This window comes from Paractinoplanes polyasparticus, from assembly GCF_019710575.1.
Taxonomy (GTDB): Bacteria; Actinomycetota; Actinomycetes; order Mycobacteriales; family Micromonosporaceae; genus Actinoplanes; species Actinoplanes polyasparticus.
On the sequence record NZ_JAHWFK010000041.1, the window covers coordinates 1 to 13,726 of the forward strand.

General features: G+C 71.0%; 12 protein-coding genes. 11 read left to right on the forward strand and 1 reads right to left on the reverse strand.

Annotation, left to right across the window (positions count from 1 at the left end; all coding sequences use genetic code 11):
* Positions 1-158: 158 nt before the first annotated feature.
* Together KXC43_RS34480 and KXC43_RS34485 are read left to right on the forward strand one after the other, a co-directional pair.
* A complete protein-coding gene (locus KXC43_RS34480; protein ID WP_221380411.1) occupies positions 159-1,100 on the forward strand; it encodes a prephenate dehydrogenase in 942 nt (313 codons plus the stop codon).
* Between the two features lie 31 nt (positions 1,101-1,131).
* Entirely contained in the window at positions 1,132-1,707 is a 576-nt protein-coding gene (locus KXC43_RS34485; RefSeq protein ID WP_221380412.1) for a DinB family protein, read from the forward strand.
* On the opposite strand, the gene mtnA is transcribed toward KXC43_RS34485, so the two are convergent.
* Positions 1,679-2,641 (reverse strand): S-methyl-5-thioribose-1-phosphate isomerase, encoded by a 963-nt coding sequence (gene mtnA / locus KXC43_RS34490; RefSeq protein WP_221380413.1) that lies wholly within the window; start codon positions 2,639-2,641, stop codon positions 1,679-1,681. The two genes, KXC43_RS34485 and mtnA, sit on opposite strands and share 29 nt — an antisense overlap.
* Positions 2,642-2,682: 41 nt before the next feature.
* Between mtnA and KXC43_RS34495 the strand changes: the two genes are divergently transcribed.
* The 9 genes from KXC43_RS34495 (at position 2,683) to KXC43_RS34535 (ending at position 13,724) form a co-directional block, all read left to right on the forward strand.
* Positions 2,683-3,741 carry a PHP domain-containing protein gene (locus tag KXC43_RS34495; RefSeq protein WP_221380414.1) on the forward strand — a complete coding sequence of 353 codons (1,059 nt, stop codon included), beginning with the start codon at positions 2,683-2,685 and terminating at the stop codon, positions 3,739-3,741.
* 19 nt (positions 3,742-3,760) lie between these two features.
* Positions 3,761-5,431, forward strand: coding sequence for a DUF885 domain-containing protein (locus tag KXC43_RS34500; RefSeq protein WP_221380415.1), 1,671 nt, complete (start codon positions 3,761-3,763; stop codon positions 5,429-5,431).
* A gap of 510 nt (positions 5,432-5,941) precedes the next feature.
* Positions 5,942-7,066 carry a hypothetical protein gene (locus tag KXC43_RS34505; protein ID WP_308129390.1) on the forward strand — a complete coding sequence of 375 codons (1,125 nt, stop codon included), beginning with the start codon at positions 5,942-5,944 and terminating at the stop codon, positions 7,064-7,066.
* Complete coding sequence (locus KXC43_RS34510; protein WP_221380416.1) at positions 7,053-9,932, forward strand: sensor histidine kinase; 2,880 nt, start codon at positions 7,053-7,055, stop codon at positions 9,930-9,932. Before KXC43_RS34505 ends, KXC43_RS34510 begins: the two co-directional genes overlap by 14 nt.
* The gene (locus KXC43_RS34515; RefSeq protein WP_127498838.1) at positions 9,929-10,399 is read left to right on the forward strand and encodes a roadblock/LC7 domain-containing protein; all 471 of its coding nucleotides are present in this window, start codon (positions 9,929-9,931) and stop codon (positions 10,397-10,399) included. The genes KXC43_RS34510 and KXC43_RS34515 overlap by 4 nt, the downstream gene beginning before the upstream one ends.
* Positions 10,396-10,857, forward strand: a complete 462-nt coding sequence (locus tag KXC43_RS34520) for a DUF742 domain-containing protein (RefSeq protein ID WP_221380417.1) — start codon at positions 10,396-10,398, stop codon at positions 10,855-10,857. The genes KXC43_RS34515 and KXC43_RS34520 overlap by 4 nt, the downstream gene beginning before the upstream one ends.
* Positions 10,835-11,470, forward strand: a complete 636-nt coding sequence (locus KXC43_RS34525) for a GTP-binding protein (RefSeq protein ID WP_221380418.1) — start codon at positions 10,835-10,837, stop codon at positions 11,468-11,470. Before KXC43_RS34520 ends, KXC43_RS34525 begins: the two co-directional genes overlap by 23 nt.
* Before the next feature lie 99 nt (positions 11,471-11,569).
* Positions 11,570-12,484 carry a hypothetical protein gene (locus KXC43_RS34530; RefSeq protein WP_221380419.1) on the forward strand — a complete coding sequence of 305 codons (915 nt, stop codon included), beginning with the start codon at positions 11,570-11,572 and terminating at the stop codon, positions 12,482-12,484.
* Positions 12,485-12,692: 208 nt separating this feature from the next.
* Positions 12,693-13,724, forward strand: coding sequence for a UDP-N-acetylglucosamine 2-epimerase (locus KXC43_RS34535; protein ID WP_221380420.1), 1,032 nt, complete (start codon positions 12,693-12,695; stop codon positions 13,722-13,724).
* Positions 13,725-13,726: the final 2 nt, after the last annotated feature.

Here is a 13,726-nt window from a genome sequence, read left to right on the forward strand (position 1 = left end):
ACGTCGCCCGCGAGATCTACCAACTCATCACCTCAGAGCACCCAAAACCCGCCACTTGAAATCCATAGGAGCATCCCAAGGGAAAGAGGAAGCAGCCTACGACTTTCCGGCTGGGGCGGGAGCCGGTTGTCCACAGGGCATGTGGAAAAGTCCCCGCTGTGGATATCGCAGTCGTCGGCCTGGGCCTCATCGGCGGTTCGCTGCTCCACGCTCTGGCCGCCCACGGCCACCGCGTGACCGGCTACGACGCCGACCCCGCCACCCGCGACCAGGCCACCGCGGCCGGTTTCCGGATAGCCGGCTCTATCCCCGCCACCGTCGCCGGCACCGACCTCACGATCCTCGCCGTCCCCCTGCCCGCTCTCCCCGCGGTGGTCGGCGAGCTGGCCGGCTACCCCGGCCTGGTCACCGACGTCACCTCGGTCAAGGGCCCCGTACGCGACCTCGCCCCACCCCACTTCGTAGGCGGCCACCCCATGGCCGGCAAGGAGACCTCCGGCTTCCCGGCAGCCGATCCCGCCCTGTTCGAGGGCTGTGCCTGGGTCCTCTGCCTGGAGCCCGGCGAGACCTCCCTGCCCGGCTGGCTGACCCTGGCCGCCCTTTTCACCCGGCTCGGCGCCCGGGTGGTCCCGTTGACCGCCGCCGAGCACGACCGCGCGGTCGCCCAGGTCAGCCACGTCCCGCACCTGTTCGCGGCCGCGTTGGCCGGCCAGCTGCGCGACAACCCGCCGGCCGCCACGCTGGCCGCCGGCTCGTTCCGGGACGGCACCCGGGTGGCCGCCACCCGGGCCGAGCTGATCGCCGCCATGTGCGGGGGCAACGCCGCCGCGGTCCGCCAGGAACTGGACCACCTGCTGGCTGAGCTGCACGATTTCCGTGCCCTGCTCGATACGCCCGACCCGGTGGCCGCCCTGATCCCGGCGCTGCGCCCGGCCGTGGAGCTGCGCCGCGCCTGGCCTCCCGCCGCCGGCGCCCCGGTGGAGCTGCCGGCCGACATATCGGTACTGCTCGACTTGGGACGGTCCGGCGGCTGGGTGACCGCGGTCGCCGACGAAAAGATTTCCGCCATGCGGCCAGAAACTGGCCGCAATGACCCATAACTTGGGGAAACACCAACCCAAGGAGCGGCAAATGCCTGGTCAGGCCGGCGCCATCGAGAACGAGCAGCAGGGCCTTCTCGCCTACCTCGCGCAGATGCGCTACGTGCTGAAGCTGACCGCTTACGGCCTCGCCGACGAGCAATTGCGCGCCACCCCATCGGCCAGTGAGCTCAGCGTCGGCGGCCTGATCAAGCACTGCGCCTCGACCGAAGCCGGCTGGATGGGCCAGGTGCGCGGCGAGCCGCAGATCCTCGACTACCAGCAGTACGCGGAGAACTTCCGCCTGGCCGAGGGCGAGACCATCGACGACGTCCTGGCCCGCTACGACCGGGTGGCCGAGCAGACCGAGAAGACGGTCACCGAACTGAACGACCTCGAGCACCTGATCGAGATCGACCACTCGGTCCCGTGGAACAGCAAGGACATGACGCACTGGACGTTGAGATGGATCCTGCTGCACCTGGTGCAGGAGACGGCACGGCACACCGGGCACGCCGACATCGTCCGCGAGTCGGTGGACGGAGCCACGGCCTATCCGCTGATGGCCGCAGCCGAGGGCTGGCCCGAGACGGACTGGCTCAAGCCGTGGCGGCCGGCGACCCGGTGATCACGCGGCGGTCGGTCACGATCGCCGTCACCAGGTCGTGCGGTGTCACGTCGAAGGCCGGGTTGGCGGCGTCGGCCCACGGGGTGATCTCGGCGGCGGCCCGGTCCTCGATCGGCACCGCCCCGCCGTGCGGGGTGTCGAGGTCGACCGTCGACTCGGGCGCCACCACGACGAACGGAATGCCGGCCCGGCGAGCGCCCAGGGCGTGCGCGTACGTGCCGATCTTGTTGATCACGTCGCCGTTGGCACAGATCCGGTCGGCGCCCACGATCACCGCGTCGACCTCGCCCCGCGCCATCAGGAAGGGCCCGGCCGAGTCGACCGCCACCCGGTGCTCGATGCCCCACTGGGTCAGCTCCCACGAGGTGAGCCGCGCGCCCTGCAACAGCGGACGCGTCTCGCTGGCGATCACGCCCGCCAGCCGGCCCCGCTGGTGCAGCTCGTGGACGACGCCGAGGGCGGTGCCGACGGTGACCGCGGCCAGCCCGCCGGTGTTGCAGTGGGTGAGCAGACGCGCGCGGGCGCCGCAGAGCTGGGTCAGCAGGTCGGCGCCGCGTGTGGCCATCGCGGCCGAGGCGGCGATCTCCTCATCGCGTACGCGACAGGCCTCCTCGAGCACGGCCTGAGGTCCCCGATTCAACTGGGAAGCGGCCCGCTGGGCGCCGCGGGCGAGGTTGACCGCTGTCGGCCGGGCCGTCTCGACCCTGCGTACGGCGAGGGCCAGTGCCTGCGGATCGTCGGCGTGCACCCGGGCGGCCAGCGCCACCCCGAAGGCTCCGGCCACCCCGAGTGCCGGAGCACCCCGTACGGCCAGCGACTGCACCGCCGCCACCAGCTCACCCACGGTGTGCAGGCGCAGGATCCTCAGCTCGCCCGGCAGCATCGTCTGATCGATGATCTCGATCGCGCCGTCCACCCAGTCGATCGTCCGCATGCGGGCGATGGTATCCGCGGGCGGTCTCTAAGCTGATCGGCATGGCGTCTCGTGATCCGGTGGCCGACCTGCGGCGCATCGCCTTTCTGCTGGAGCGCGCGAACGAGTCGACCTATCGGGTGCGCTCGTTCCGCGCGGCCGCGAAGACGATCGGCGGCATGCCCGTGACCGAGCTGGCCGAGCGGGCCGCCGCCGGGACGCTGGGCGAGCTGTCCGGCGTCGGCGATGTCACCGCCCGCTGCATCGCCGAATCGCTCGAGGGCGAGGAGCCGGTCTATCTGCGCCGGCTCGAAAGCACCGAGGGCACCGACCTGCAGGGCGCGGCCCGCCGCCTGCGGGAGGCGCTGCGCGGCGACTGCCACGCCCATTCGGACTGGTCGGACGGCGGCTCCCCGATCGAGGAGATGGCGCTGGCCGCGGTCGAGCTGGGCCACGAATACCTCGTGCTGACCGACCACTCGCCCCGGCTGACGGTGGCTCGCGGCCTGCCCCCAGCCCGCCTGCGCCGCCAGCTCGACTACGTGGCCAAGCTCAACGACGCCCTGCCCGAGGGCTTCCGGATCCTGACCGGGATCGAGGTCGACATCCTCGACGACGGCTCGCTCGACCAGGAGGACGCGCTGCTGGCCCGGCTGGACGTGGTGGTCGGCTCGGTGCACAGCAAGCTGCGCGACGAGTCGCCCCGGATGACCAGGCGAATGGTCAACGCGCTGGCCAATCCCCACCTCGACATCCTGGGCCACATGACCGGCCGCAAGGTGGCGGCGGAGGGCGCGGGCGACCGCGGGCACCGCAAGGGTCACACCCGTCCGCCGAGCACGTTCGACCTCGACAAGGTGATCGCCGCCTGCGTCGAGCACGGCAAGGCCATCGAGATCAACTCGCGGCCCGACCGGCTGGACCCGCCGAAGCGGATGCTGACCGTCGCGGTCGAGGCGGGCTGCCTGTTCAGCATCGACACCGACGCGCACGCGCCCGGGCAGCTCGATTGGCTCCGGTACGGCTGTGAGCGGGCCGCCCTCTGCGGTGTGCCACCGGAACGGGTGGTCAACACGTGGTCGATGGAGCAGCTGCTGGAGTGGGCCGCCGGACACGCGTGAAAGGCCGTAGGGTCGGGCGGTGGGACGAATTGATGACCTCGCCGACCGCTATGTCAACGAGTGGGCGGAACTCAGCCCGATCGGCGCCTCGTACGCGGGTATCGCCGGACACGACGCCTCGACCGACGACTTCTCGCCCGACGGCTTCGCCGCCCAGACCGAACTGACCCGGCGCACCCTCAACGAACTCGACGTGACCGACCCGGAGCACGAGTCCGAGGCGGTCGCCAAGGACGCGATGATGGAGCGGCTCGGCCTCGAGCTGGCCACCGACGAAGCGGGCTTCGCGCGGAGCGGGGTGAGCGTCATCACCAGCGGGCTGCATTCGCTGCGGGGCGTCCTCGACGTGATGCCGACCGAGGGTGAGCAGGCGGTCGCCAACATCTCGGCCCGGCTGAACGACCTGCCGCAGGCTCTCGAGCAGTACAAGCGCACCCTGCTCGAGGAAGCCGACGCCGGCCGTGTCAGTGCCCGCGCGCAGTTGCTGGCGGTCGCCGAGCAGTGCGACGCCTGGACCGACCCCGACCGCGACGACTTCTACCGGGGGCTGGCGGGACGGCTCGAGGCCGGCGGGGCGCTCGCCGCCGAGCTGACCCGGGGTGCGGAGGCGGCCACCGCGGCCACGGCTGACTTCGCCGAGTTCCTGCGGCGCGACCTGTCGCCGCGCGGGCGCGAGAAGGAGGCGGCCGGGCTGGAGCGCTACGAGCTGGCCTCGCAGTACTTCCTCGGCGCGAAGGTCGACCTGCAGGAGACGTACGAGTGGGGCTTCGCCGAGCTGCACCGGCTCGAGGACGAGATGCGGGCCACCTCGGCTCAGATCGCCGGCTCGGGGGCTTCGATCGACGAGGCGGTGGCGGTTCTCGACGCCGACCCGGCCCGCAACATCCCGGGCAAGGAAGCCTTCCGCGACTGGATGCAGCAGCTGGCCGACAAGGCGATCACCGAGCTCAACGGCACCCATTTCGACATCGAGCCGCCGGCCCGCACCATCGAGTGCTGTCTCACGCCGACCAGCGACGGCAGCATCTACTACACCGGCCCCAGCGAGGACTTCAGCCGTCCCGGTCGCATGTGGTGGGCGGTGCCCGAGGGTGTCACCGAGTTCTCCACCTGGCGTGAGGTCACGACGGTCTATCACGAGGGCGTGCCCGGCCATCACCTCCAGATCAGCCAGACGCTGCTCCGGGCCGACCTGCTCAACCGCTGGCAGCGCCTGCTGTGCTGGTGCTCGGGGCACGGCGAGGGCTGGGCCCTGTACGCCGAGCGGCTGATGGACGAGCTGGGCTACCTCGCCGATCCGGGCGAGCGGCTGGGCATGCTCGACGGCCAGGCCCTGCGGGCGACCCGGGTGATCGTCGACATCGGGATGCACCTCGAGCTGGAGATCCCGCGCGACAACCCGTTCGGCTTCCACCCGGGCGAGCGCTGGACGCCGGAGCTGGGCTGGGACTTCCTGCGGGCGCACACCCGCATGGAGGAAAAGACGCTCCGCTTCGAGTGGAAGCGTTACCTCGGGTGGCCGGGCCAGGCGCCGTCCTACAAGGTGGGCGAGCGGATCTGGCTCCAGGCCCGCGAGGAGACCCGTCAGCGCAAGGGCGCGGATTTCGATTTGAAAACGTTCCACCGCGACGCCCTGAACCTCGGCGCGCTCGGCCTCGATCCCCTTCGCAAGGCACTCGCCCGCATCTGACCCGTTTCGGGCTTTTCCCCGGTTCGCGCCGGGGAAAAGCCGCGGGAAAGCCCCAGGGGGGCCGAAGGCACTCGGCCGAGCAGTGATCAGTCCAGCACTTTCAGCCATGTCGTTGCTCATAGTTATTGTGCGATTACTTTTCGCTTAATCGATACGGGTCTTATCGGTCAACGATTATGGATCTTGTGGCTTTTCGTCCGGCCGCTCTGCCGTTACCATCGCCGCGATAACCAACCCGTCTTCCGAAACCGGTCTGGGCTGGGGCTTCCGACCCGGGCAACGGAACTGAACGCTCGTTACAACGACGACAACGGCACCCTGTATCCCCCGATCAGCCGAGAGAGTTCGGGCCCTTGGAAAGGGGTTTCTTGAAGTTTTCTCGGATAGATTGGCCCGGATCGTGCGCCTGACGGCTACGGAACGTAGCCAAAATTACGGCTCATGGCGTGTGCATGGCGGAGGACGAAAGCAATGAACAGCCGGCGAACCCGTTTAGGCTCCGCGCTCGCGGTGATTTTGACGGTCCTGGTTCTCGTGCCGACAGCGGTGCTGTTCGGTCGAGTCTGGACGGATACTTCCGACAAGCGGAACAGCACCGAGCTCGAGAAGAAGGGCGTTGAGTATCTCTCCGCCCTGACTCCGCTCGTGAGCGCCCTCGCCGAATCCCAGTCGACGGGCATTCAGGGCGTCAGCGAGCCGCCGGAGTCCCTGGCCGCGGCGGTCACCCGGGTCTCGGCCGCGGATGCGAAGCTCGGTGACGACCTGAGCACCAAGCCACGCTGGGCCGACCTCAAAGACAAGATCAGCAAGCTGCCGAAGGTCACCGGCGCCGTCAACATCCTCAACGCCCACGTCGAGGCGAGCGATCTGACGCTGGCGCTCTACGCCGCCGTCCGGCGCAACGCGGAGCTCAACCGCGACCCCGACGGCGACATCTCGAACCTCCAGCAGGCCGTGGCGATCGACATGCCGACCACCGTGACCCGGGTGAACCGGATGGGCGACTACGCGAACCTCCTGCAGGGTCTGCCGGCCGCCAGCCGGCCCCAGGTGCAGGCGCAGTTCGCCCACGAGGTGCTCACTGTGCAGGACACGGTCAAGCAGCTCACCGAGAACCTGCAGGCCGCGGTCGACAACACCGAGAGCGACACGCTCAGCGGCAGCCTGGTCAGCGCGCTCGACTCGTTCCGCCGCGGCGTCGAGGCGATGAACCGTGGCGCCAACCCGGCCGGCACGCCGAACGCCGCCACCATGTCGACCGCGCAGACCACCCTGCAGACGGCGCTCAGCAACCTCGCCGGCATCACGCTCAAAGAGATGGAGCGCCTGCTCGACGACCGGCTCGGCTCGCTCGACTACCGGCGTACCGAAGCCGTCATCATGGGCGCGCTCGCGCTGCTGCTGGTGCTGGGCGCGCTGATCTGGCCGGCGTTCACCCGGCGCCGCGAGGCCGAGGCCACGCCGGAGCGCCCGGCCGGTGTCGGCGAGTCCACCCGGGACGTCGCGCTCAACCGGCCCGGCGCCGGCCCTGGTCCTAGCCCCGGCTCGCCGTACGGAGCCCCGTACAACCAGGCGCCGGGCTACGGCGACCTCGACCCGACACGGCGGGGGGAGCGGTCCGGTGCTGTTCGGTAAGTTCCGCATCCTGGGCAAGCTCGCCCTGCTGGTGCTCGTGCCGCTGCTCGGCGTCGTGGCGCTGAGCGTGCCGATCATCATCAACCGCGTCCAGGCCGCCGCCGACGCGCAGAACACGTCCGACACCGTGGCGCTGGCCACCCGCGTCGGAACCGCCGTGCAGGAGCTTCAGGAGGAGCGCCTGCTCTCGGTCGGCTTCCTCTTCGGGCTCGTCGGCCAGTCCGACCTGGTGGTGCAGAGCGCCGCCGCCCGCGACGCCGTGGCCGCCGTGGACGACGGCGGCGACGCCGTGTCCCGGGAGCTCTCCCGGGCGCTGCGCAACGCCTCCCGCCTCGACAACGCCCGGCAGAACGTGCTCAACCGGGCGATCCTGCCGAACGAGCTGGTTCTCGAGTTCACCAACCGGATCACGCCGATCATCAACGGGCTCGCGCTGTCGTCGAACGCGGACCTCAAGACCGGTGTCGGACGGCAGCTCTTCGCCCTCGAGCAGGCGCTGCGCAGTGACGACCTGATCAGCCAGGCGTCCGGTTACCTGACCGCCGCGGTGGTCAGCAAGAACCCCGGCTTCATCGGCCTGTTCTCGCAGTCGCTGATTCAGCTCCAGCAGATCATCTTGAATGCCGAGTCGTTCTTCACCGACAGCCAGTACAAGCTGTACCTCGGCGCGCAGGACGCGTTCCAGTCCCGCGTGGGCAACCAGTTCCTCGCGCTGGCCGCGACCGACCCGGCCACGGCTATCGCGTCGCTGCAGGTCCAGACCCTGTTCCCGTCGCTGCAGTCCGTGCTCGTCCTCGGCGGCTTCGTCGAGAAGCGCGTGGCGGCGGACGTGAACGCGATCGTGACCAACAACCGCGACACCGCCATCCGCGACGCCTTCCTCATCGGTGGCGGCTCGTTCCTGCTGCTGCTCATCGTGGTCGGGCTGAGCCTGTTCATGGCCCGCGCGGTGGCCCGGCCGCTGCGCCGCCTCACCGTCTCGGCCGACCGGATCGCCCGCGCCGCCGAGGCCGAGCTCGAGCGGGTGGCCGACGACGACGCCGAGTCGGTCCGCCCGATCCGCCTCGACCCGGTCGACGTCGAGGCCCAGGACGAGATCGGCGACCTGGCCCGCGCGTTCGACCGGGTGCAGACCACCGCCGTACGGCTGGTGGAGCGGCAGGTGCTCGGCCGGCGCAACACCGCCCAGATGTTCGCGCACGTCGGCCGGCGTACGCAGAACCTGGTCGGCCGCCAGCTGGCGCTGATCGACAACCTGGAGCGCCGGGAGACCGACAGCGACCGCCTGGCCGAGCTGTACCGCCTCGACCACATGTCCAGCCGTCTGCGCCGGAACGCGTCCAGCCTCGTCGTGCTCTCCGGCGCCACCGGCGCCAACGAGCACATGGCCCCGCTCCCGCTGCAGGACGTCGTGCGTCTCGCCCTCGGTGAGATCGAGGACTACACCCGCGTCGACGTCGACGTCCCGGAAGAGATCGTGGTCGTGCCGGCCGTCCTGGCCGACCTGACCCTGCTGCTGGCGGAGCTGATGGAGAACGCGACCGCGTTCTCGCCCCCGCACACCCGCGTCGTGATCACCGCGAACGAGTTGCGGGGCGGCGCCCGGCTGGCGATCGTCGACCAGGGCCTGGGCATGCCGCCCGAGCGCCTGGCCGAGGAGAACGCGCGGCTCACTCGTCGTGAACGTCTCGACCTGGCCCCCAGTGAGGTGCTCGGCCTGTTCGTGGTCGGCCGGCTCGCCCGCCGGCACGGCGTCGAGGTCACGCTGACCGAGACGCCCGGCGGCGGCATCACCGCCTGGGTCGACCTGAACCCGTCGCACCTGATCGCGCGCGTGGTCAGCACGATGGCGCCGGACGTGCCGCCGTTCCCGTCGATGGCCGCCCCGGCCCAGGCGAGCTATCACACATCGGAGTTCGCGCAGGTCATCGCCGGTTCCGCGGCCCGCGCCGGGGTCCCCGGCAGCCAGCAGCCGTTCGACGCCAACGTGCTGCACCGGGCGACTCAGACGCTCGAGACCGGACAGTCGTGGAACGCGTTCGCGCCGATCAAGGCCACCGCCCAGGTCGCCGGGCCGCACGTCGACCCGTACGCCGGGCAGCCGATCTACGACGCGGAGCCGGTCTACACCCCCGGCCAGCCGGTGGCCTTCCAGCAGCCGGTCGTCACACCCGACTACGACCTGAACGCCCCGGTCGCCGGGCGGGTGCCGGCCGCGATGCCGGAACTGCCGGCCGCCGGGCCGAGCGCCTGGCACCAGCAGCCCTCGACGCCACCGCAGACCACCTGGTCGCAGCCGGTCGTGGAAACCCCGGCGCCGGTCGCCTGGTCGCAGCCGGCCGTCGAGCCGCCGCCGGCCATGCCGGCCATCCCGCACCAGCGTTCGGGCGAGGAGGACTACCGGTACGCGCCTCAGGCGTACCAGCAGCCGTCGAGCCCCGAGCAGCGGCCGGCCGAGACGCCGTCCCCGCCGAGCCAGGGCAACACCGGCCCGCTGCGCCGCCGGATCCCCGGCAACCAGCTGCCGGAAGAGGGCGGCCGGGCGCTTCCCGCCCGCGCGCCGTCGCAGGACGACGCGGTCGCCGCGAGGGCCGCGTTCGACGATTTCGAGGCCGGGGTCAGCCGCGCGCAGTGGGACGTCGCCGAGACGCACATGTCCTCACCGCCCTCCGCCGGCCACGCTCCCCTGGCTCGCCGGGTGCCGGGCGCCACCCTGCCGCGTGACGAGCCGAACTACCCGCCGCCGGCATCGCCGAGTCTTCCCCTGGACCCGGACGCCGCCCGAGCCCTGATGGAACAGTTCGAGTACGGCGTCGCACTCGCTCTGAACGAAACGAAGCCACAACCCGAGGGACAACCGCGATGACTTCCCCCTACAGCACCGACACCGGTAACGGCCGCGACTACGCCCAGTCACAACTGAGCGCCGAGGCCAAGACCTTCAACTGGCTGCTGGACTCCTTCACCTCCGGCACGGCCGGCGTGATCGAGGCCATCGCGGTGTCGTCCGACGGTCTGCTCATGGCGATGTCGGCGATCAAGGACAGGCCCAACGCGGAACGTCTGGCCGCGGTGGTCTCGGGACTGACGAGCCTGGCCGGCGGGGCCGCGAGCTGGTACCGACTGGGCTCTCTGAACCGCGTCATCATCGACATGGCGGACGGATACCTGTTGGTCACCGCGATCAGCGCCGGATCGGTGCTCGGTGTGATCGCGGACCGGTCGGCCAATCTCGGCACCCTGGCGTACGAGATGACGCTGTTCGCCACCCGCGCCGGTGGCGCCCTCAGCCCGCGCCTCATCGCCGAGTTGAAGAACGCCGTTCAGCAATGACCTACCCGGACCCCGACGACCCGGCACACCCGGCTCGGCCGAGTGTCCGCCCGTTCCTGCAGTCCGGCCCGCTCCCGGCCGGTGGCTACCGTCCCGCCCCGGCGGACGAGCAGCCGCCGGCCGCCGAGCAGTCCTCTGCTCTGCGCCCGTTCGTCATCACGTCCGGGCGCACCAACGGCGCCGATCCCGACATCGGGATGGAAACCCAGGTGACCGTCACCCCCGGCGCCGGCCCCGTCCGTCTCTCGCCCGAGATGCGGGCGATCGTCGGCCTCTGTTTCGAACCCGTCTCCGTGGCGGAGATCTCCGCCCGGCTGCGCCTGCATCTCGGCGTCACACGCATCCTCGTCGGCGACCTGCGCGCCGCCGGCCAACTGGACGTCCACGTGCTGGACAACGAGACCCCCGACCCCGAAACCATCATGCGAGTGATCCGTGGACTACGAGCAATCACCTGACCGCGTCGTCGGCACCGCCGCCGTGGGCAGCGGTGGCCATCCGAAGAAAGCGCCGGTTCCGGTCAAGATCATCGTTGCGGGCGGCTTCGGCGTCGGCAAGACCACCACCGTGGGCGCCATCTCGGAGATCTCGCCGCTGACCACGGAGGCCGAGATGACCTCGGCCTCCGTGGGCATCGACAACCCCGGCCAGGCCACCATGAAGACGACGACGACCATCGCGATGGACTTCGGCGTGCTCACGATCGACCAGACGCTGAAGCTCTACATCTTCGGCACGCCGGGGCAGTCGCGCTTCGCCTTCATGTGGGACGACCTGATCAAGGGCGCCCTGGGCGCGCTGGTCGTGGTCGATACCAACCGGATCGACGACTGTTATCCCGCCGTGGACTACTTCGAGCGCGCCGGGCTTCCGTTCGTGGTCGGCGTCAACACGTTCAATGGGCAAATGAGCTACAGCCTGGACGAAGTGCGCTGGGCGCTGGCCATCCGCGAGGATGTGCCGGTGCTGTCGTTCGACGCGCGTTTCCGCGGGTCGGTCCGCGACGCGCTGCTCGTCGTGCTCGATCAGGCGCTGGACAAGGCGATCCGCCAGAAATCGTCATACTCCTGACGGCGGGTGTGCGGTGGGTCGCTGAGATCGAGGTTCCCAAATCGGCCTCGGAGCGGGCAGAGTGGTAATCGGCGAGACCCGCTACGGAAGGACGATCACGTGCGAGGCGGATTGGATGACGCTCTCGAGAAGCTCGCGCGCCGTGACGAGCTGCGCCGGCGAGCGACGGGGGAGTCTCCCGGCACGCCCGCGGCCGTGACCGAGCTGGTCGAGGCGATCGCGGCCGTGGTCGGGCGTCATCCCGAGCTGGGTGTGAGCGTGGGCGTCGAGGGCGCCGGCGATCCGCTCCTGCTGCACTTCTATCTCGCCGAAGGCCAGGTGCAGGTCAACGCCGAGAACGCGGCGGTCCTGGCGCCCGAAGCGACCGGCCCGCGGCACGCCGATTTCGACCTCGACGCCGACGAACGCCCCTATTCGGCCGCACCGTATTCGGCCCCGCCGGCCGACCAGGTGGGCGGTGACACGCGCCGGCTGAGCCAGGACGATCAGGATCGTTTCGGCCCGGCCTCGTTCGACCACGCGCCCCCGGCCGCGCCGGATTACTACGCCGAGTCCGACACGGCCGAGCGCCGCTACGGCTCGTTCGACGCCCCGCCCTCGGCGGAAGACCACCGCTACCCCGAACGTGACCCGGGCGAGTCGTCCCGCGACCTCGGCGCCCGCCTGCGTGACCTGGGTATGGCGTCCAGCGAACCGCCGCCGGCCTATCCGCCGCATCCATTCGCCGCTACGCCCCCGCCGCCCGTGCCTCCGCAGTCGTCCTCGTCCGACACGGCCGGTGGCGCCACCCGCCGCATCCAGCCCGAGCAGCACCGGGCGCCGACCGAGCCGTCGGCCGCCGAGCGTGGTGGGCCGGGCCGCGGACAGGTTCCGGAACAGCGCGGCATGCCGACGCCGCTGCCCCAGCCGATCCCACTCCAGGTCGAACGCCCGGAAGAGACCGAGATAGCAGCCCGCCGCCTGGCCGCGCTGCTGCGTGACGATCCGTCGCTGCTCGACCAGCCCCGCGGCTGACGCAGCGTAATGTGAACCATCGCCGAACTCGTGGGTGGTTTGTGCCCGAAAAGCCCGCCTGAGTTGTCTGGGTTGGGCCTTTCAGCCAGATCACTACTCCGGCCCTTGTATCACGCTGTGTAACTGAAATAGCGTCCAAGGCGTTCCCGCTACGGCGCGTAACCTCCCTCGGTTTCGCCGCCCACCTGCGTACGCCTCGGAGATGTCGATGTCGCTGCCCGAAGTCCACCTGGTCGCCGGCACCGTGGGCGAGGCCCTGCGGCTCGCCCCGGTCGCACTCGCCATGCGCGAGCAGGGCCGGCTCGCCGCCGTCCCGGTGGCCACCGGCGCCGACCCCGACGCGGTCGGCCAGGTTCTCACCGCCCTCGGCATCACCCCCCGCATCACGCTGCCGTCCGGCGACGGGCACACCGAGACGATGCGCCGCTTCGACGAGCTGTGGGCCGCGAGGACGCCGGCCGCCGTGATCGTGCGGGACGGGCTCGCCCCCGCGCTGGCGGCCTTCTGGCGGCGCGTCCCGGTGCTCGCCATCGACGCCGGCCGGCGCTCGGGCGAGTTCGGCTCGGCCTCGGTCCTCGAGTCCCAGCGGCGCCTGCTGGCCCAGGTCACCACCGTGCACCTGGCCGCCACTCCGCTGGCCGCGATGAACCTGCTGGACGAGCGGGTGATCGCCGGCGACACGCTGCTGACCGGCGGCACCGCCCAGGACGCGGCGCAGTTGTTCGCGACGCGGACCCTGGCCGCACCGTCACGCGGCCGTCGCACGATCGTGCTGGGCATGCCCGCCGAGCGCGCCGACGCGATCGGCCCGGCGCTGCGCTACCTCGGCGGCCGCTACCCCGACCTCGAGGTCGTCCGGGCCGCCGACTTCGCGCCCGGGCTCGAGCTCGCCACCCTGCTGGCTCAGGCCTACCTCGTGGTCACCGACGACGAGGACCTGGTCGAGGAGGCCCTGGCCGCCTACTGCCCGGTGCTGATGATCGGCTTCGCGGCCCGGCACGCCGAGGCGTTGCACGCGGGCAGCGTGCGGCTGGTCGAGCCCGACCCGGCTGCGATCAGCAGCGAGGCCGCCGATCTGCTGGAGCACGGGGTGCGCCGGGACGCCATGGCGCTCGGCGGAAATCCGTACGGCGACGGTCTCGCCGCCTATCGCGTCGCCCAGGCCACCGCGGCGCTGCTCGGCCACGGGCAGTTCCCCGACCCGATGCCGGCCAAGCCCACCGCGGGGGTCGCCCGATGAAG

What these genes read in the sequence shown, in the direction of transcription:
- KXC43_RS34485 (WP_221380412.1), top strand. Translation starts at nt 1,132, where the DNA reads ATGCCTGGTCAGGCCGGCGCCATCGAGAACGAGCAGCAGGGCCTTCTC.
- KXC43_RS34535 (WP_221380420.1), top strand. Translation starts at nt 12,693, where the DNA reads ATGTCGCTGCCCGAAGTCCACCTGGTCGCCGGCACCGTGGGCGAGGCC.
- KXC43_RS34495 (WP_221380414.1), top strand. Translation starts at nt 2,683, where the DNA reads ATGGCGTCTCGTGATCCGGTGGCCGACCTGCGGCGCATCGCCTTTCTG.
- KXC43_RS34520 (WP_221380417.1), top strand. Translation starts at nt 10,396, where the DNA reads ATGACCTACCCGGACCCCGACGACCCGGCACACCCGGCTCGGCCGAGT.
- mtnA (WP_221380413.1), bottom strand. Translation starts at nt 2,641, where the DNA reads ATGCGGACGATCGACTGGGTGGACGGCGCGATCGAGATCATCGATCAG.
- KXC43_RS34515 (WP_127498838.1), top strand. Translation starts at nt 9,929, where the DNA reads ATGACTTCCCCCTACAGCACCGACACCGGTAACGGCCGCGACTACGCC.